13 protein-coding genes are annotated in these 20,284 nt (G+C 43.4%); 1 reads left to right on the plus strand and 12 read right to left on the minus strand.

What is annotated here, in order from left to right; translation table 11 throughout:
• Nucleotides 1-32: 32 nt before the first annotated feature.
• Nucleotides 33-836, minus strand: coding sequence for a DUF6597 domain-containing transcriptional factor (locus M1L66_RS25545; protein WP_434688760.1), 804 nt, complete (start codon nt 834-836; stop codon nt 33-35).
• A 172-nt stretch (nt 837-1,008) separates the two neighbouring features.
• On the opposite strand from M1L66_RS25545, the gene M1L66_RS25550 reads away from it, so the two are divergent.
• On the plus strand, nt 1,009-1,383 hold the full coding sequence (locus M1L66_RS25550) for a helix-turn-helix domain-containing protein (protein WP_434688761.1): 375 nt from the start codon (nt 1,009-1,011) through the stop codon (nt 1,381-1,383).
• Between the two features lie 532 nt (nt 1,384-1,915).
• On the opposite strand, the gene M1L66_RS25555 is transcribed toward M1L66_RS25550, so the two are convergent.
• The 11 genes from M1L66_RS25555 to M1L66_RS25605 all read right to left on the minus strand — a co-directional run bounded on the left by M1L66_RS25555 (nt 1,916) and on the right by M1L66_RS25605 (nt 20,232).
• The gene (locus M1L66_RS25555; RefSeq protein WP_006775586.1) at nt 1,916-2,044 is read right to left on the minus strand and encodes a hypothetical protein; all 129 of its coding nucleotides are present in this window, start codon (nt 2,042-2,044) and stop codon (nt 1,916-1,918) included.
• A 46-nt stretch (nt 2,045-2,090) separates the two neighbouring features.
• Nucleotides 2,091-3,002 (minus strand): cation diffusion facilitator family transporter, encoded by a 912-nt coding sequence (locus M1L66_RS25560; protein ID WP_434688762.1) that lies wholly within the window; start codon nt 3,000-3,002, stop codon nt 2,091-2,093.
• Between the two features lie 10 nt (nt 3,003-3,012).
• Nucleotides 3,013-3,711, minus strand: a complete 699-nt coding sequence (locus tag M1L66_RS25565; RefSeq protein WP_434688763.1) for an ABC transporter permease — start codon at nt 3,709-3,711, stop codon at nt 3,013-3,015.
• A complete protein-coding gene (locus M1L66_RS25570) occupies nt 3,708-4,391 on the minus strand; it encodes a fluoroquinolone export ABC transporter permease subunit (RefSeq protein ID WP_006775583.1) in 684 nt (227 codons plus the stop codon). The genes M1L66_RS25565 and M1L66_RS25570 overlap by 4 nt, the downstream gene beginning before the upstream one ends.
• Nucleotides 4,388-5,233: an ABC transporter ATP-binding protein gene (locus M1L66_RS25575; protein ID WP_002591416.1), complete on the minus strand. Its 846-nt coding sequence runs from the start codon at nt 5,231-5,233 to the stop codon at nt 4,388-4,390. The genes M1L66_RS25570 and M1L66_RS25575 overlap by 4 nt, the downstream gene beginning before the upstream one ends.
• A gap of 103 nt (nt 5,234-5,336) precedes the next feature.
• Nucleotides 5,337-5,918: a TetR/AcrR family transcriptional regulator gene (locus M1L66_RS25580; RefSeq protein WP_118042174.1), complete on the minus strand. Its 582-nt coding sequence runs from the start codon at nt 5,916-5,918 to the stop codon at nt 5,337-5,339.
• Nucleotides 5,919-6,158: 240 nt separating this feature from the next.
• Nucleotides 6,159-6,527, minus strand: a complete 369-nt coding sequence (locus M1L66_RS25585) for a hypothetical protein (RefSeq protein WP_117565962.1) — start codon at nt 6,525-6,527, stop codon at nt 6,159-6,161.
• Between the two features lie 19 nt (nt 6,528-6,546).
• Nucleotides 6,547-7,080 (minus strand): hypothetical protein, encoded by a 534-nt coding sequence (locus M1L66_RS25590; protein WP_349157139.1) that lies wholly within the window; start codon nt 7,078-7,080, stop codon nt 6,547-6,549.
• A gap of 16 nt (nt 7,081-7,096) precedes the next feature.
• Entirely contained in the window at nt 7,097-7,552 is a 456-nt protein-coding gene (locus tag M1L66_RS25595; protein WP_434688764.1) for a zinc-finger-containing protein, read from the minus strand.
• A gap of 114 nt (nt 7,553-7,666) precedes the next feature.
• Entirely contained in the window at nt 7,667-19,276 is an 11,610-nt protein-coding gene (locus M1L66_RS25600; RefSeq protein WP_434688765.1) for a SpaA isopeptide-forming pilin-related protein, read from the minus strand.
• Nucleotides 19,277-19,341: 65 nt separating this feature from the next.
• Complete coding sequence (locus tag M1L66_RS25605) at nt 19,342-20,232, minus strand: transglutaminase domain-containing protein (protein WP_434688766.1); 891 nt, start codon at nt 20,230-20,232, stop codon at nt 19,342-19,344.
• Between the last annotated feature and the right edge of the window lie 52 nt (nt 20,233-20,284).

A 20,284-nucleotide genomic window follows, 5' to 3' on the forward strand; every position in this document is an offset into this window, starting at 1 on the left:
ATAGAACAAGAGGTATAGTAGAAAATCGACTGTCATAGGTATTTGTATTTAACATTCTCTTTTACAGTAGCTTTCTCTGTCTGAAAAGTGCGTGGTGCTGTTCCCGAAAAACGTGTAAACTCTTTTATAAAATATGATTGGTCAGTAAAATTATTATCGTAAGTAATATCGGTTAAACTAATATGTTGATGTACTAATTGATTACATGTATTCTGGAAACGTTTTATACGACGCAAAACTTTCGGAGTATAGCCCGTATGGTATAAAACCATTCTCTCAAATGTTTTTATGTTTATTGACCGTTCATCGCAAAAAGATTTGATAGATATATCATCACTAATTGTTATAAAGTCTGATATTAACTGTGCTTTGTCCGCAAAATCTTGCTTTATAGATAACTCCTCAATCAAAGTATTTTCAATTTCAGCTATGATTTTTTCAGTAGTATCATTACTGACTGCTTTTTTTAACTTTTCTCCTAAACTGTATGAAAGCCCGTTTAGATCAACCACTTTGTTTTGAACTTCCTTAAGTGATTTATGCACAAAGGGATATAGCCCATGAGGATAAAATGATATACCAAAAATACGAATGGTTTTTTCTTGATGGATAAAACTGTACTTACTACGTAGTCCATTGATATGAAAAGGGGGTGCTATAATTTTATTACATTCAGTTTCATATACCACATCATCAGCCAAATTCAATATAACATCAATACAATCTGTTGGAAGAAGTTTATAGTGTATGTCTGCATTTGCGGCTTCAATGTGCCAAAAAAATTTCACCCACGGAATGAGACATTCGTTTTTAGTTGCATAACGGGTAATATTCAAAATGTTAATCACCTCCAATCGAAACTTTCTATGTATCATTATAAATGTTTGACCTCAAAAATATCAACATATTACTTGCAAATACCATGTTCTATTCTAATCAACACTATGATATGTGAACTCATATCCAAAGCAGAAAGGTGAACGGTAAAATGTAATAGGATGAAAAATTATGAAGCAGGACAAAGTAAAGTATGATTTTAAGGCTTTCGGGCAAGCCATTAAAGAAGCAAAAAAGGCAAAGGGCATATTGCGCAACCAGTTAGCGGACAGACTGAACATTGCGCCACGTTATATTGCGTCCATTGAGAACAGCGGACAGCACCCAAGCCTACAAATCTTCTATGAGCTTGTCACCTTTTTAGATGTGTCGGTAGACCAGTTCTTTTTCCCGAACGTGGAAACGGAAAAATCTACCGGGCGGCGGCAGCTTGACAGTCTGCTTGCCGATATGAGCAACCGGGATTTAACAATTATAACGGCAACTGCAAAGGTAATACAGGAAGCCCACAGCAAGGAAACCTTTGCTGTGGGGGGCACGCGATAGAAAGGCATTTTTGAGGGAAAAGGTATATTTCCCTTGCCCGGTCAAAACCGCGCCCGTAAAGCTCCATGATACAAGGCTTCCTTTGCCCCTACTGCGTGACATGAGGGCATAAAAAAGCGGCGTTCCTGTTTTCCCGTGTGGGAATAGGTAACGCCGCCTGTCTGGTGGTGTGTTGTGTTTCTCTATTTGATTGCTGATGTGCCACGCCATTTCCAAACGGCGGTATGGGGTCTATCTTCAAAAGGATTTCGGCGGCATATCAAAGCCAACTCCGTAAGTAGTAAATTGGTAGTAAAATCAGCCTACAATCCTTAGAAAACGCCCGTAAATCAAGGAGTTTCCGAGATAATCATTGAATTTATAGAAAATAAGGACATAGCGATACCTCCTTGATACCGCCGTGTCCTTAAAAAAGGCGAATTTAATACCCCCTCCGTAATCCAATTTTTGAAAAAGGAAAACGGCGGTTTTATTTCAACTGCCGTTTTGCGCTGTTACACAGATAGCAGTTTTCCTTTTTAGTTGCTCTTTACTAATCTTCATCATTATGCGAACGCTTTTTGGGATTCTTTTTATCGTTGTATTTTTTCATAATAACCATTTTAAGTAAGCCAACGACAATCAAAACCGCAACAATGATAATCCACCAGTATTGTTCCATAACCTACTTCACCTCCTTTCAGTGCCCTTAAATCATCTTCCCCGTCCTATGCAGAATGGAGAAGTTCATTAGTATTAACATGTACCATACAATGTTTACATTGTGGAAAGTTGTGTTCAATCACCTGATGGACTCCCTCGGCAATTCTGTGAGCGTCATAAAGAACTAAACTGCCATCGGCTAATATTTCAATGTCTACATACATTTTCGCTCCAAACATGCGGGTTTTTAAATCGTCAATACCCTCAACCCCTTGCTGTTGAAGTACAAGTTCCCGAATCTTTGTTTCAGTAGTGTTGTCACAGCTATGATCCACCATTTTGTTAATGCTTTCTCTGAAAATGTCCAAAGCGGCTTTTAAGATACAACCGCAAATCACAACGCTTGCAATAGGGTCAAGAATGGCATAGCCCAAACGCGCTCCTAAAATGCCAATTAAAGAACCGACTGACGAGAGTGCGTCAGAGCGGTGGTGCCATGCGTCAGCCATAAGTGCGTCAGAATTTGTATGTTTTGCAGCACCTCTCGTAAACCAGTACATCCACTCTTTTATTACAATGGATAAGACTGCCGCCGTGAGCGCGATTCCACTGGGTACGGAAAGTGTTTTGTACTGCCCTGAATAGATTTTGTTAATACCTGAATATCCAATTCCGGCTCCTGTTACAGCCAATGCAGCAGCGAGAATAATGGAAGCCACACATTCCATACGTTCATGCCCATAGGGGTGTTCTCTATCAGGTCGTTTTTCTGATATTTTAATTCCAGCCATCACAATGATTGTGCTTAATACATCAGAGGCCGAGTGAACAGCGTCTGACAGCATGGCACTTGACTTTCCTATATATCCTGCGGCAAATTTAAGCAGCGATAAAATCAGGTTGATGATTAGTGTAATTGTGGAAACCCGGATTGCCGTATTTACATTTTCGTTTGGCAGGATTTTATTTTTTTTCATATATGCCCCCTTATCCTGCCAGCTTCCGAAACAGACGTTTTATAAGGAAGTAGTACCAGATCAAAGCTACTACCAATGCTATGGGAAAATAAAGAACTGCTTCATTCTGTACGGCTTTTGCTACCCAAAATGATGGGAGGAAGCCAACCGCGAACTGGTAGTAACTATCTATAAAGAAAGGAACTGGAATGCCTAACAATGTAAGTGCAGAAAGTTTTGTTACAGCCATACCCTCTAATTTATTACCGGATAAGGTAATAATCATAAGTGAAACAATGATTGCCTGTACCGAGCCGAGAAGTGCTAAACCAATCATCATTCTAGTGGGTAGATTTTCTAATGAGAAAAGCAAAAGTACGATAAAAGCAATGACCGCTGAAATAATTGCGGGTACTACCAACCTTGTAAAGAGATACCCCGCCTTACCAAGAGGGGTAATTGAAAAGTACCGCGATACTTTATCATCAATTTCCTCTAACGTAATCATGGCAAATGCAAAACAAAGCAGTACAGGAGCCATGATAGAAAGCAATAAATCAAAAATCGGATAGTATCCTTGTAAAGAAAACTTTGTTATTCTTTCAAAAAATGGAATACCAAATTTGATTAAAGCTCCCATAATAAAAGGGGTGAAGCAAGCCGCAAACATCATAGGGTCGCTTTTGATTTGCTTAAATACTTGTATGGCACTGGATAGTATCCTTTTCATAGCTTTACACCTCCCAAACTTTTCCACATATGCTCAACTGTATCCCTTGCAATTATGTAGAGAATAATCAGCGTAGCAATTACAATTACCATATCGAACGATAGTAACATACTTTTTCCAGTTATAAGGTTCATACAAGCCATGAACGGAAAAAAGCAAAACACATTTGGTAAAGTCACAAACAGACCAGCAATAGGTGGAACAAAGCAAACAATTTCTATCGGCATAATTACAATAAGAAACTGGTTCAAGTTTGAAATCTTTGTAGCTGCAATAATTCCAAGCATAGTAAAGATTGCTGATGTCAAAGCAGTACCAACTGCGATACCAAGCAAATGATTGCTGCCGGAAACTAACCCTAATATCAATGCAATTACCGTAGAAATAGCAATCAACGCAACTGTTTTTGAAAGTATATATTCAGATATTTTTACAGGAGATACCACCATAGCATTTAATACCTTTTGACTTTTTTCCAAAAGAACAATCGCTCCCATGAAAAACAATCCCATTGCTGCCGGGTCAGAGTATATCATAATAGAAGCAATATCCGTTTTCCAATGTTCCGGCAAAGCGGCAATCCCACACACATATAAAACGGTTAAAATAAAGTAGATAAAATAGAAACCATATTTCCATTGGAAATGTATATCACCACAAATTAAACGTCCCAATCTCATTGAAGTGTCCTCCCTGTAATATCTACAAAAATATCATTTAATGTAGGCTCACTGCTATGAATGGAAAGCAGACGGTTTTCGGAAATTAAGTTTTTCAATAACTTATCTTCTGTGGTTCTATCAAGCAGACATTCTCCCGTTTTCTCACCTTTGTCATAGTAGGTATATTGTATTTTTGCAGCCCCCCTTGACATAATCAAATTATGGGGACTATCCAATGCGCTTACTTTTCCGGCAACGATAAAGGCTACCTGATCACATAGCTCTGTTGCGTCAAACATATTGTGAGTAGTAATGATAACCGTTTTTCCACGTTTCTTTTCTGCAAGGATAATATCTTTCATCAAACGATTATTCGTAGGGTCAAGACCGCTTGTCGGTTCATCAAGGAATAATATGTCTGGGTCATGTATCAACGCTTTGATAAAATTCAAGCGGGAACGCATACCTTTGGAAAAGTCGCCAACCTTTTTATCTCCGTCATTTTCCAATCCAACCATATGCAATAGTTCGTCAATAGACCGGGGCTGCTTTTCATACAGAGAAGCAAAATAGGCGAGATTTTGTCGTGCAGTGAATTTCTCATAACAGGTTGAAAATTCAAAATCAACACCGATATTTTCATAAAACCGATTTGTACGCTCCCGTATTTCTGTACCTGCAACTTTTACGCTGCCTTTATATTTTGTATTAAGTCCGGTCAAAACTTTTTGAATGGTTGATTTTCCGGCACCAGAAGGGCCCAAAAATCCAAAAATTTCTCCTTTCCCAACATGGAAACTTACATTCTCGACAAACGGTTTGTCAGTATAGCTAAAATACAGTTTTTTTACATCAATCATTATTTTGTCCTCCTCAAACTTTATGACTCATAAAAATATATAGTCATACAAACTGTAAAAAATATGTTTGGCTATCTGCCTGTCAAATAACCAAACAAAATTGTTACTCTGCTACTACTTGTTGAACAATGCCATTCACTAAAAGATTTTGTATCATATTCAGTTCTTTATCCTCCTTGAACTGTTCCAAACAGGATAAAACAGAATACAGGGATTTTATGATAACCGTATGCGGAATCGTAAAAATAACCCCTAAATCTTCAAGCATTTCTAGTATACGTATATCATTGTGCATATGACTGTCAAATATATCTGGCGAAAGTTTCCTTTGCAGATAGTCCATTAAAGACAAATCGATCTGCGAAAGAATAGGAGAATTAATTAACCCAGTTACCCCCAAAGTGATAACATCTTTTGTTAAGTCCCTATGATTTTCATACTTTCTTCCTTTAATTGCTGTTTCAATATTAGTAAATAGCTCTTTCTGTAAGCGAAAATTGATTTCTACATATAAGTGTTCTTTACTCGGATAAAAAGCGTAGAATGAACCTTTCGATATATTTACAGCAGCTACTAAATCATCAACCGTTACTTTTTTCAAGCCGTGTGCTGCAAACAGCTTTTCCCCCTCTATCAAAAGTTTCCTGTTTATGATTTCTTTTTCTTGTTCTGTAAAGCGCGGCAATTTTCCTCACCTCCTTATGACTAAATATTTTATATCGTCATATAGAATATATCACTTGCTTTCTTTGTTGTCAAGAGATAGCCTAAAATTATTTTATTAAAAAAATCTGGCATATAACCAATAAATCATACAATGATTTTATTACATACGCTTACTGCAATTACTACTGAAGTAGTCAAGCAGGATACGGCTATCTTTGACATACTTCACCCTCAGATTACCATATATTTCTATAACTCATCACATTTCCTCCACCCCCAGCAAAATATCATTCTTCAAGAAAAATCGGTACACAATCCCTTTCCTCACCCCACTCTGAACCGGTACCAGAAGTCGCTTTGCCTTGCCTTCCCCATCTACCACCTCAATTTCCCAATATCTTTTTCTGCCCTTACAGTTTTGTATCAGGGTCACTTCTCCCACCAGCGTCTCATATTTCTTCTGGAAAATAACCTGACAAAGGTATAGAAAGTAAAGACCCAGGCCGGTCACGCACAGTATTGTGAGTTTTAAAACACCTTCTCCCTCCTGATGAATCTCCATAAAAACTCCCGCTGCCAGGATGCCCAGTATGACACCTGCATTTATGATTAGCTTTTTCATTAACATTTCCGGAACTCCCATCCATTCATGTTTCATATTCATATATTTCTGCCGTTTCAGGCAGCCTTTCTTTTATGGTCTGGTACATGGCCTGCATCTTATCCTCCGGGTAACCAAATGGGCTGACATAGAAAAGACACCGCCGGTTTTCTCCAAACCCACGGATTTCACTCTCACCGCCTTCTGGAATCTGTAGATAAAAACCACCTGCTTTGGCTTCCCTTATTAGCGCCTGAACTTCCTTAAAATAGATTCTGCATTGCTCGTAGTGTTCCCTCTTCCAAGGTTGCCTTGCAACAAAACAACTGGTCTGAATTTCTAAGCAGCATCCGCTTAATGGCATAATCAACTGCTTTAGCTTCCAATAGCGAATTGCGCTTCCAAACATACCACACACACCAAGTCCGATGAATGGTCCACCGATGATGGCCGGAAAACGGGCCGCAAGAAAAAACAGCCCCAATGAGGCTGCTATTCCAAAAACTGGTATCATAATCAATGCTCTATCCCTTTGATCCATTCTGTGGTACATTGGTTTATCTGATGGCTCTAATCTCATGTGCTTATGCCCCCTTTTATGCAGCTCTTTTTCCTTTCCAATTTTCTAATACTCGCTCACACTCCATGATGGTCTGCTCACACATATAATCTGAAAAACATCCGATGTGTGTCTCTTTAGGCGGCAGGTTTAAGCTGCAGGATAACCAGGCATAAACTCCATTTTTGCACATGTACCCACTTTCAATCAGTCTGTTCATGGCACGATGCGCGCGGATTCTTTTATTACGAAGTTCTTTATCCGCCAAAGAGCCCATAGGCTTTTTCGTTCCTCTATGAACTCCTACATAGGAATTGCAATCCGGATATCCGCTGCATACATACAGCATGCTTCCTGCAGTTATCGTATCATCACCATACACATACTCGGCTGGCCGCATAACAGCGTCTCGTCCACAGTAAGGACAAACGGGCATTGTAAGGTTAGGTTTCTTACGCGGATGTATTCGGACTACTTTCTGTTTTTTTTTCATTTCTTCTATCTCCTTCCTCCTTAATATAGTTCTATTGTATAAAACGGTTCATCCTTAATACAAGGGCATTAATTTTTTATGGGGAGAAATGTGTCCCATTCCTCCCCTCTTTGCTTATACGTTTTGATTATGCTTCTTTTTCCGATAATAGGTATATCCTGCAGTACCTGCACCGACACTGGTAACACCAATCACAGTGGCGACCGCTGCTCCATGGTTCTTTTTAGGTATGTAAACCCCCGTTGCTTTCATGGTGTATTGCTCTCCCCCTTCTTCCCCGCTATCATAGGTAGAAATCAGGCGTACGCCTTCCTCCTCCGGAAAATAGGCACTTCCCTCATACATCACTGTACAGTCACTCACCTTCTTGGTACCAGTTATAACAACCCTACGGCATAGGATACCCGCTTCATCTGTGTAAGCTTCCCCATCCCACCTTGCTGCTTCTATGGTATAATGCTCAGCATCAGCCTTAATCAGAGAAAGGAGCTGCCCTTCATATCCGGTGAAGTCTGGTTCAGTCCCACTCAGTTTAAAAACCTGGTCCCCAATCCAATAGCCGTCCAGCCCATATTCATGGAACACAGCTGAAAAGGAAAATGTATCGTCCAGGCGCTCCCCGCCAAATGTCTGGTCAGAAATTTTTGCAATAGTCTCCATCATCTGCCCGGTTTTCTCATCTGTTACCGTCATCTTGATTTTTGACGGTATCATGTCCTTGGCTTCCACTGCTTCATATAAGACTTCCTCGCTTACCGGTACCTCATGAGCCTGTATAACGGCTGCTTCCTTCTGGGATTTTACCAAATGATAAGTAATTCCATTCCGGGTTATCTGTTCTTTCGGCCTAACCTCCACTTTTCCATCAAGAAACGGGCTTGTTGCGATTTCAAAAGAATTTCCAGAACTCCTTTTCCCCTGTTCTTCCAGCACTTCTGTCCGGATTTCTGAGAGACGGTATTTTTTTCCGTCTCTCTCAATTTCTTTTTCAAACAGCTTTTCTGCTTCATTAGAATCGGGGTTTTCCGTTGTATACTGGTGTTCCTCATATATATTTTCAATTACATCTTCCGCTGCCTGAGACTCCATCACCGGCGTACTAACTACCATTATTGCCAACAGTAGAAACATGCCAGCCTTTATCCCTGTTTTTGATTTCTTTTGTTTTTTTCTCCACTTTGAGAGGGAAACAATTAACAGGCTGACTACGGATGCAAGCCATGCCATGAACACCCCTACAAAATAGCTGGTATCTCCTGTCTTTGGTGCATGATTAAGTTCACCGACCATCAAATCACCCTCTCCCCTTCTATTTGTCTCATAATTGGCCGTGATTGTTCCGTAATGTTTCTGATCGGTAATGGTATTGTCGCCAATTATACTGCCGTCCTCAAACACCATGAATGAAAAGACCGTCTCGTTTCTGTCATACCCTTCCGGTGCTGTCAGTTCCCTGAAATGATATTTCCCCGGAGACGGGACCGGAAAATATACTTTTCCCTTTTCATCACTAATGCCGGAGAAGATATGGTTTCCGTCCTGGTCTGTGACCTCGATCTCGGCGCCAGGCAGTTCCTCTGCTGTTGTTACATCCACTTTAGAGATTATCATTTCTGTTTTACTGTAGTTTTCCATAGTCGTATCCCCTTCTATGGTCCCATCTTCAGTTACTGCAAACGCATGCAGTACCTCATTTAGATAGTATCCCTCTGGTGCCTCCGTCTCTTTAAATGTATAGGCTCCTTTTAAAGGTTTCTTAAACCGGAATGTTCCTGCTGCATTTGTAAATCCTTCCGCATAGACACTGCCGTCTGGATTGTAAACGGTAATCTTTGCCCCTGCAAGCTTCTGGCCAGTTCTTCCATCAATCTTAAACAGTTCCATATACTCCGCTGAGGGTCTCGGGTGATTCGGAGTGCTGCCACCGCCGCCACCTGAATGGGTGAGTTTATAGTTCTTGACCACAAATTCCTGTATCGCCTCAATATCTTTTATTTCTATTTCCTGCGGCTCCATTTTCTTATAGCCAGAGGGAGCCTTCACCTCACGTATTATATACGTTCCACCCGCAAGGTTTTTAAAGTGTTCAGCCTCACCGTCCCTGGATGTCCATTCCCGGATTACTGTACCGTCCGAATTTCTTACCAGTTGAAGAACAGCGCCGCCCAGCAGTTTTCCTGTTTCTCCGCTAACCTTTCCTATCTCTATCTGGATTGGCTGGTTTTTAATATCAAAATGCTGGATGGTCTGATTAGGAAGGATCTCAATTTTCATATCCTCCATTGGGACATATCCTTCCGGTGCCTGTGTTTCCCTTATGGTATAGATACCAGACGGTATTCCTGTTAGGATAAGCGGCTCCTTTCCTGACACCCATTCTTTCATTACAGTTTCCTCGTTTGTACCCGCAGCCTTTAGAAGCTGAAGAACCGCGCCTTCCACTGGGCTGCCTTCCAAGGTGTCCGTCTTCTGGAGTTCCACCACAATCTTCTCATTAACCAGGGTAATCTCCTGCTTTTCCTCGGTTCCACTCACGCAGAAGTTTAAATGCTCTGTTACTGCATAGCCCTCTGGAGCCGTCAATTCCCTAATTGTATAGTCTCCAGCAGAAAGTCCTTTAAAAATTTCAGGTATCTTCCCGCTTACCCATTCTTTCAATACCATGCCATCGGCATCTCGAATCAACTGAAGTCTTGTTCCCGCCAGGTTTTCTCCGGTCTCTTTATCTGTTTTTGCCACTTCCACTTCAAGTTTCCGGTTTGTAATGGTAACGGTTTGTATACCTGCTTTCTCCGTAATCTCGATTCTCACTGGTTCCTTTAAAAGCAGATAGCCGTCTGCCGCCTGGATTTCCTCCAGTATATACCAGCCTGCCTTTAAGCCGCGGATTAGTTCCGGTTCCCCAGTGGTAACCCATTTCGCCACCTGATTTCCTTCCCCATCTGTAAGCTGCAGCACTGCTCCTGTTACCGGTTCCCTGGTCTCCTCGTCCAGTTTGTCAATCATCAATTCTGTCATCCGGTTCTCCATTACAAACGTCTGTTGCTTATAATCTTTGGTCACGGTAATCCGCATGGGACCTTCCGGTATCTGGTATCCTTCCGGAGCCTCTACCTCTTTCACTAAGTACACGCCTGCCGGGAGACCGAAGAACTGAATCGCTCCGGTTTCATCTGTAATCCATTCCTTAATGATTTCCCCGGACGCTTCCAAAATCAGCTGCATCTTCGCGCCCTTTAAAGGATTCCCGGTTTCACTGTCCACCTTTCTGATTTCAATCTTGGTGTCATCATCAAACATCTCCACCATAGGGATGTCATCCACTGTCATGTTCCCGGATATTGTAAAGTACACTTTCTCTGCTTCTATATACCCTTCCGGTGCCCGTGTCTCGATTAGGACATACATCCCCTCTGTCAGGCATTCCAGTTCGTGCGGGACCTCCGTGGAAATCCAGCTTTCAATCACATCACCGTCAATCCGTATAGCCGTCCCATCCTTGTCAACCATCTCTGTGACTCTGCGGACCTCTAAGCTGGCGCCTGGCAGTTCCTCCTTTGTTGTAAGCTGCTTTTTAGAAATGATAACCCTATTAGGGCTATCCGCTGCTTCATACTGATAGGTGAGCGTCTGGTACTGGTCTGTCTTTATATTAAACTGGAAGTCGTGGACTGTCGGGTCAAGCAGATAACCGTCAGGCGCTTCCACCTCCTGTATCCGGAAATGATAGAGGCTTACCGCCCCATCCGTTCCTATCCCTCCAATGGGGACCGGGGAGCTGACTGCCCGGCCATCGGAATCCGTTATCAGAATGGTCGCCACATTGGTATCCAGATTGGACAATCGGAACCTTGCACCTGATAAAACTTGTTCCGGATTCCTTTTATCGGTCTTGATAATCTCAACCTGGCCCAGAATCAGTTCATTTACCAGTTCAATCTTTTGAATATCCAGTGTATCAACAATCGCAAACGGCAGTTCTGCAGCCCTCACATATCCAAAGGGAGACTGTTCCTCAACAAAATAGTAATTCCCTGCGGCCGGCTGACTTAACTCATGAAGCCTTAAATCCCCGATTTCATAACCTTCCGGTATCCTGCCTTCTTTCTGGTCCCGCTTCGTGTATGTTCCGTCTGAGCCGGAAATCCAGCGTTCCACCAGATACGCATCTTCGTACTCCATAGCCGGAATATGGTTCCCGTCTTCATCCTGCAACAGATTGCCGTCCGTATCGGTTACATACAACAGATTCCCGTTTTTGTCTTTCATTTGGTGTTTGGCAAGTGTACCATCTTCCTTTGCACGGTAGACGGCAACTGTGGCTCCGGAAATTTCTTTTCCACCTGCCACATTCACTTTTGTCAGAAGTACCTGAATCGGTTCGTCTGTCATGGTAATGGTCTGCACCCGTTCCTTAGAACCCACATCAAGGACTGGTACATAAACCGGTGCTGCCACTGTATAGCCGTAAGGAGCCTGCTCTTCTACCAACACATATTTCCCCACCGGAAGATACTCGAAACGCATGGCTCCTGTCTCCGTGATATAGCAAACCGCCTGACTTGTTCCCGGAACCTGATCTATCTCATAATCATAGGCCGTGTAGCTGTGTCCACCCGGTATGGTAACCTGATGGGCCGTTTTTCTCACATCACTTCCATCATCTGTCTGCCATTCATACACCTTCTTTTCCTGATGATAGAGTATGGTTCCATCATCTCTATACTGCACTTCCCCATTCTCATCTACCTGGGCTTCGTATAAAGCCAGTGTGGCCCGGTGAAGATTATCCATCACAGCCCCGGTCCGGGAGTCCAGCTTTAAAACCTCTACCGCTGTATGATCATCTTCCATTACATAGCCTTGTACTTCACCGGTTTCCAATATGGTGACTTCCACATCCTCCGCCGTCACATAGCCGGCCTTTGTTGGTACTCTTGTTTCCTGAAGAATATAATCTCCCGGCATGATATGGTCAATCCAGTGTGGAACGTTTCCTTCTGACACCCATCGTTCCGCTACAATCGGTTTGTCCTCCATATCCCGGAGAATTTCCAAATGCCACCCCCGGTCGGAATCATCATAGACGCGGTATGCTTCGTAGAGTGTTAAAACCGCGCCCTCAATCTCTTTTCTGGAAGTCATATCAAGCTTTGATACCTCAATCTTTGTGTAATCATCCTCCATCACATAGGACTGCTTCTCGCTTACATCACGGACAATCACACCGACTGATGCGGACTGTACATAACCGTCTGACAACGGGGCAGCTGTCTCCTCCAGGATATAGGCGCCCTGCCTTACTCTTGCAATTTCACAGGCACCATGGTCCGTCACCCATTCATTCTCAATCCATGTAACACCGCCATCCTTATAATAGATAGGAAGCCCGTTTTCATCTGGTACTGGCTGCAAATCCATGTTGATAGATGAATTTCCTTCCCCGTTGGTATATACTTCTACGGATTGGGAAATGATTTTATCCCCATTTTCATCAAGCGGCCAGACAATCACTGCGCCGGTTTTATCTGTCACATAAGCCATACCTGTTTCTGAATCCAACATACAGAGACGGTTCCCCCAGTCATCCAGTCCATAGAGGAGGCCGGTCTGTTCATCAAGTTCTGTGGGATCATATTTTAAGTCAAAATACCATATGTCCACGGGTGGATTATCCTCTTCCGTAATATCCCACTCCGCCTGCCCTGCTGCGTTTGTCCCAGTCTGTCTTATATCGGTATCCACGCCGGTATCATACGCCTGGATTCCTATTACTAAGCCAAATAGATTTCTCTTCACCTTGACTTTCTCATACTCGTGTTCCCCAGTCTGCTTTACTTCCAACCCCTCATACAATGTCAGTGTTGCATTCTCCACATATATCTTCTCCTGACCGTTTTCAAGGCGTTTTGTCACATAACCATACCCGGCAAATTCCCCATTGGGTTTATACTGTAAATCCACGTCCCCGCGGTTATTTAGCTGCTTTTCATCTCCCTCTACACGGTATGTGACGGCATCCGCACGGTTTTCCAGCTTATGTATTTCTATATGTGTAGGTGCATTCTTTACAATAATCTGGTGCATATCCTCTACAACGGTTTTCCCGTCAGCGCCAATGGGACGCATGTACTGGTATTTTACCGCCTGCGTCCTTTTCTCCTGATTGCCGTCTTCATAAGATTCCACCTTGTCGCTGTATACCGTAAATGCAATAGGTTTCGACTTCACATATCCATCCGGTGCCTCTACCTCCACCAGAACATAAGCGCCGGCGCCTAACGGCTGATACGTTTCCAGATACCCCACACACTGCTTCTCTGCATGAAGGCTTCCGTCCTCTCCTTCAACTTCTCCGTCCCGGATTGTGGTATAAGCCTTAAAAACCCCTACTTCCGCTCCGGTGTCGTCCTGCATGAAAATCTGTTCACGTTCCTCATAGAGAGGTGTTCCCTCCTCATCAAACAGGATATCCCCGCTTCCTGTCACACCGGAAGCACCATTTCCAATCACGTCCCTTTTGGCTGCATAAATCTTAAAGAGTGCTCCTTCATGCATAATATTTTCTCCAGTTTCAGAATCCAATTTCTCAATCCTGAGTCTGGAGCTGTAAAACTCATTCTCAAAATCCTTGACTGCAAAGGAAATAAAATTAAAGGTTCCATCTGTCTCCAGGCCAGCTTCCCGGTTTCCGATATCGCCGTCATCGTTGATTACTTCTCCATATCTGGGATCTAACACACTCCAGGGTACAAGTGCTTTCGCATACATCCGGTCCACGGCAGTAGACTTTCCGGTCATGGTAACCACTCCATTCATTGTTACACCATAATCCGCTATCGTTCCATCCCGGTCGTAATAAGTTTCATAATACACCTGGTCTGCACTTCCAGCATCCTCGCTGATAGAGCCGTAATGATAATACCTCGCTACTGTCTCATTCTGGCAATCCCTTCTGCTGTCCGGCTCCAGACCATACTTAAACACTTCAAAATCGCCGTCATTATTATGCGCATATATGATATGGGTTTCTTCATTAAATCGAATCTGATAACGCTCAGTCAATTCCTCCGGTGTCATGGCAGAGTCGTAAAGATATTCCTTAGATGGGATTTTATCATGTACTGTACCATCGGCATCTATCTGTGGAACAAAAGGAATCTCTACCTCCTGAGGCGCATCAATCTCATAATGTTTTTGTGGGATGCCTGTTGGCTGCTGCTCCACCAAAACATATGTACCGTAAGGAAGCATCCTGCTTTGTCCCCAGTAGTCGTCCTTCCCTCCGCCCCGGTTTGCATGTACGGTTGTCATATCCCCGTCTGCATCATACTTTTCCAAATCCCACTCAATTGCAAGCTCAGACGCAGCATCGGGATTTTCCTTGAAAAATGTTACATAGTCATAACTGCCATCTTCCTTTTTCATAAGCTTGTCTGTTTTCTCTAAATCAGAACGCAGATACAGTTTAAAGAAAAAGCCGGGAAGCGTCTTCATCTCCTGTGTTCCGTTATACCCTCCAAAAAGAACGGTAAACGGGTCACGGTGAATCTCATAGGTATTATGCTCATAGGAGTCCAGAGCAATATCCTTTTTCACCTCGATTGCCTGCTTAATCACCCGCTCCAGCATAATAACCGGCTCTTTCCGTGTGCCGTTATCTTCATAGATTTCATACTGGCCCGGATAGAATAATACAGGGAACTTTAGATAAGAGCCACTCTTCTGTGCAGGTTTGGTCGTCATGACGTTCACGGTTGCTGTATATTCTGTTATTTTCTGTTCTGTCACTACACGGTAAGTTCTCTCATGTTTTTCCCCCTCTGTAAATTCCTCGTCCGTATCCACATGGATGCTCACCTGGCCCTCCACTGCGGTTGTCTTTACAGGGGTCAGAATTTCCTCATAGGAAACCACCTCCTGGCTGGTATAGATTGGAACCGCCTCCATCTGCGGGATTTTCTGTCCTTCACTGTCCAATATGAACTCCCCAGCCGCATAGGTCTCATAGACAGGTGCATAAACCGTCTTTAACAGAATTTCGTCTTGCCCCAAAGCCTCCAGGTCCAGTTCCTTTTTCTCTACTGTGAAGCGGTAACCATCCATATCATACTGTCCCTCTTCATAGACTGCATAATAAAACCCGCCCTCATATTCCTTTCGGATTACTAAAAGACCACTGCCGCTTTCATAAATGGCTGGCTGGTTCGCCAATGCTTTATATCCATAACGAATTCTTGCATACCAGGTTCCCGCCTCCTCATATACTGCATCTACATCATATGCATCCCAAAAACTTTCCGAGGAGCAGAAGGTCAGAATCTCATCTATCATCTTCCCATTTGTCTTTCCAGATAATTTGAGTTTTTTAAACGGGTAATCAGACAGCCCACTCTTATACCCCGAAAGAGCAAGAGCCGCTGACGTCTCCCACAAAATATAATCCTCGTCAATATCTTCTGATTCTTCCATATCCAAATCGGACGGTTCCTCCCGCTCAATGGATGAGATATAATCATTTAATCGGTTCACTGCCGAAACCGTTTGGGTGAGCGCCCGGTCAGACAACACCGGATTGCCGCTATCATCTGATTTTATAATCTTATTCCCGGTTTCGTCTAACTTGTATTCTCCACCCTCGGCAGTCCGGTACAGGATATTTCCCTGCGCATCTTTTTTCTCTACGCACTCTGTTCCGGTTATCACCTGCTCCTGTGATGCAGTCTCTTTTCTTGTCACCTCATATGCCTTGACACGCTCCGGGAGACCGGAAAGCAGAATATCGAAACCCTTTGTTTTATAATATTTAACCGTAAAATCATAGGAATCCTCAAACCATTCATTAATACTATGGGTAAATCCATCTGTATAGGCGCTCCCTGACGCGGTTAAGACAATAGGCTTTCCTGTTCGATTGCTCTCAGATAAGTTCTTGCCGGTTACAGAACGTTCATAACCTTCAGAGCGTGAGATTTCTTCTATATAATAACTGCCTAAAATAAGCGGACGTCCAATCCAGCCATTTCCATTCCGCACTTCATTATTCGTATAGAGATTCGGTACCTCTCTTGATGTTTCTGATACTTCTGTTATGGTTAAGAATGAAGCATCACCATTTTTATCCGTTGTGGCAATGGATACCAACTCCCCCGCAGAAAATACAACACCGGTTTTCCCATCTGGATGCCTGATGTCCTCTGCCGCATATAGTCCATATACAGCGCCCTCTAAGGTTGCATCTGCTTGGGCTTTTCCATAGCTGTCCTCTTCCAGCTCAAAAAGTTCTTTATCCCGCTTATTAATATGCAGCTCTCCTTCTGTCCTGTGATCCTTCACCAGATAAGCGTAACCAATGTACCCGGACGGATAGCTGCCTTGCTCAATCGGTGCCACTTCACTGTCTTCCTGGACACCATCCCATTCCCAGTGCCCGCCTGTTCCAACTTTTATAGAGGCCGGGCGTGAAACCAAATAGGTGGACGCATTTGACGGTGTTGCCACGTCCTTTTCTATCCCTATCTGGGATCTGGTTGCTACGGTAGGAAGGTCATCTGTTATGGTCTCTTCTTCCACTGATTCAGCTTCATTTCCAGAATCCTGCGTTTCAGCTTCAGGACTGGCCTCTTCATCTGTTTCCTCTCTGTTTTCCATTGATGGCTGGGATGCCTCATCAGACTCTTTTATTTCTGTTGTATCTGCTGTTTCCTCTGACCCGGCCTCCACCTCCTTCTCCCCTTCCTCGCCGTTCTCTGCTGTGTCACCGGAAGATTCCGATTCATGTTTCTTTGTGTTCTCATGTTCCTTAAAAGCATGCTCTTGTTCATTCCCTTTATCCTCAGGTATTTTTTCCTGTCCGGTAAATGAATCACTGGTTTGATTCCCTTCATCTGACATTCCCGCCTGAACAATATCTGTAACCTTCTCCGATTTTGACAACTGCGGCACATCCTCCATCTCTCGAACCGAAACTGCCCGATTGCCAGGGTAATAGCCGGTAATGGCACCCTCTCCTTCTGACTGAGAAGATGAAAATTCAACAATTTCAATGGAGACATCATCATTGTGCAGGTCATGAAGGATATATCCGGTTCTGGCGTCTGTTTCCCTGACTGTGTAAATACGCTTCAGGTGAATATAGGTACTCCATGCCTCATCCCGGTCCTCCTCCATTAAGTCTCTGGCAACGCCCTCATCGATGGAATGGAAATCACAATTTTCCTCACACCAGTCCACGCACTCCTGCCAGGCATCCCAGGCTTTTTTCTTCCGGCGTTCATTTTCTTCATCGGCCGAGTCAGAGTCACCATCCACATAATGAATGACTGTATCTGGGTGTCCCCCACAATAAGTCTTCTCATATTTATAAAGCTTTTTATCCGAATGCGAAAAATGTCCGTTGGCATCTGTACCAAGCCCCATATCGCACACAGTTAAATCTTCAAATTTCCCTTCTGATGTGGGCACCATTTTCATAAACTGGTCTTTTTCCAGATTTGTCCCGTCAAGCTGCGAAAACTCAAACTTTTCTAATACTTCAAAGGTGGAGTTTTCCAAAGTTTTCCCTGTCTCGGAACACTGCTTTTCCAGTTCAATGACATAATCCCGCTTAAAGGTCTCCTCATGAAGGTACTGGGTATATGGAATTTCATAGTCTCCTTCCCCTCGGTGTGTTGTACTTTTTCCAAAAGACAGCCAAACCTCCCACGATTCCTGTTTCCCTGCCATTGTAATCATGGCCTGTTTCCCATCTACTGCACTGCTCTCGTTCCAACCATCCGGATACCAGATTTTAAAGCTATTTGGCTTAACCCAGTATTGAGCCCCCAGGGAGCCATCCTGAAAATGTCCCCTCACAAGGCCAATATCGGGATTACCTGTCGTACATGTAAATGTGATTCTGCCATGTTCCAGAGACACATTCCACCCTTCTGGCAAATCATAAACAAGCGTGGACTGCCTCCAATCATCACCGTCAAACTCCAATGTAATACTATAGGTCCCATCCCCGTTTTCCTTCATTTTATGTACCGGCGCCTGGCTTTGAAATTTAGATGCAAAGGGTGGAACGGCTCCTTCCTCCACGGCTCCATTAACCTGTTTAAAAAATTGTTCCAATGCTCCTCTTGTCAATACCGCAAGCATAGGATCTTTCAGGTTCTCGATTAGGACTTCCATCTGACTACGGAAATCATCTAACCCATTCCAATTTCCTGACATAATGGCCCAGGTAGCTGCCTGCCCCAAAATATAATGTCCCTGGCCGATTTTCCCATTTCCCGAAACGCCTCCTTCAAAATTACCTGATGATGAGAGGGCGTACCATAAAATTTCCGCATCCTCTCTTGTCAGCCCAAGGGGCAGGTTGTCACCATCCGTATCAAGGTCATATGTTACAATCGTTCCCGAAGTGCCCGAACGCATGGACTTATTCGGTTCCAGGCAGTATCCAGGTGCTGAATGGCCGCCTTCTACATTGGTAATCCCATATGGCCAAAGGCCAACCCGATTATAGTTTTTTCCATAAAAGGGAAAACTTGCTCCCTCTTTTAAAAGATTCTGGGAGCCATAATAGGCAAACGTACTTCCTCTGTTTTCTCCCCCCGATGCATCTGCTGAAATAATACCAAATCCAACATAAAAAAAAGACTGAACCGCAAGTAACACCGCTAAAAACAGCGAGCCACCACGCTTCAGTCTTTTGAAAAATCTATCGTGTCGTATCATATTTTTCCTCATTTCCAAAAAACCGGCACAGACTAACATTGCTGTGCCGGTTTGACTTAGGCTATTTAATTCATATCAGGATTATACAACTGCGCTTTGCAGTTTGGACAAGGGTGGCAAACCTCCCTTAATCCGAATACATTTCTGTAATCGCAGAACGGACATTTGAGTTCCACTACATCCAGATAAAAACACGCATCCGTTCTCGTTGAAGATACATCAATGCTTTTTGCCTGACCATCTATATATACGGCATTCCACATGTGCACGTAATCCTCCCGAAGCGCGCACTTAAGCCCTACTGCATTGGCCAAAAGTTTATAGGCCCTGGCAAACCCAACACACTTGCCAGTCCCATTCACCAGAATGCTGTAGACCTCATCATCTGCCTGTGTATATTTTCCTCGGTTGTAGGTCGCACGTAATGTAATCTCATCATAAATCCTGGTCGCCTTTTCATAATCACTGGCGCCATAGTCAAAACCAGTCAGAAACCTGCACACCTCCTCATAAACTACCTGGTTCTTTTCTGACAGCTCCGATGCAGGGATAGTTCCCCTGACCGCAGCCAATACCCGTGTGTCATTCACCCACGCATAGTCCGTATCTTCATCAAAGATATATACCTGCCATTCTGGATCGTAATAATAAGGCCGGTTATCATACGGGGTTCGGACATAGCCGCCAAGCGCCTGCTGTTCGGTCACCCAACTGCCGTCTGCTGCCACCAGGTATCCGTCTGGTGTAGTAGTATTTACAGCCATAATTCCATTCTGATTCAGATAATACGATGTTCCATTCTCTGTTATCCATTCCGCCGTCGCATAATTTCCATCATCTTTCTGGTATTGACAGCCGGCTGACGTATCCTTCCATGTTCCTGCATGCGCCGACATCGGGTTTAGGGTAACTGCCAGGAATATGAAGGCCAGCTTCCAACCTGTACTTTTTCTCATTATAAGCACCTCCTTCTATCCATAGCATACAAAGTCTCTGGAATCTATGTCG

It is taken from the genome of Hungatella sp. SB206, from assembly GCF_051132295.1.
Classification (GTDB): Bacteria; Bacillota; Clostridia; order Lachnospirales; family Lachnospiraceae; genus Hungatella; species Hungatella effluvii.

Excerpts from the sequence above, each read along its gene's own strand:
- M1L66_RS25550 (WP_434688761.1), top strand. The coding sequence starts at position 1,009 with ATGAAGCAGGACAAAGTAAAGTATGATTTTAAGGCTTTCGGGCAAGCC.
- M1L66_RS25555 (WP_006775586.1), bottom strand. The coding sequence starts at position 2,044 with ATGGAACAATACTGGTGGATTATCATTGTTGCGGTTTTGATTGTCGTT.
- M1L66_RS25560 (WP_434688762.1), bottom strand. The coding sequence starts at position 3,002 with ATGAAAAAAAATAAAATCCTGCCAAACGAAAATGTAAATACGGCAATC.
- M1L66_RS25565 (WP_434688763.1), bottom strand. The coding sequence starts at position 3,711 with ATGAAAAGGATACTATCCAGTGCCATACAAGTATTTAAGCAAATCAAA.
- M1L66_RS25570 (WP_006775583.1), bottom strand. The coding sequence starts at position 4,391 with ATGAGATTGGGACGTTTAATTTGTGGTGATATACATTTCCAATGGAAA.
- M1L66_RS25575 (WP_002591416.1), bottom strand. The coding sequence starts at position 5,233 with ATGATTGATGTAAAAAAACTGTATTTTAGCTATACTGACAAACCGTTT.
- M1L66_RS25585 (WP_117565962.1), bottom strand. The coding sequence starts at position 6,527 with ATGTTAATGAAAAAGCTAATCATAAATGCAGGTGTCATACTGGGCATC.
- M1L66_RS25590 (WP_349157139.1), bottom strand. The coding sequence starts at position 7,080 with ATGAGATTAGAGCCATCAGATAAACCAATGTACCACAGAATGGATCAA.
- M1L66_RS25595 (WP_434688764.1), bottom strand. The coding sequence starts at position 7,552 with ATGAAAAAAAAACAGAAAGTAGTCCGAATACATCCGCGTAAGAAACCT.
- M1L66_RS25600 (WP_434688765.1), bottom strand. The coding sequence starts at position 19,276 with ATGATACGACACGATAGATTTTTCAAAAGACTGAAGCGTGGTGGCTCG.
- M1L66_RS25605 (WP_434688766.1), bottom strand. The coding sequence starts at position 20,232 with ATGAGAAAAAGTACAGGTTGGAAGCTGGCCTTCATATTCCTGGCAGTT.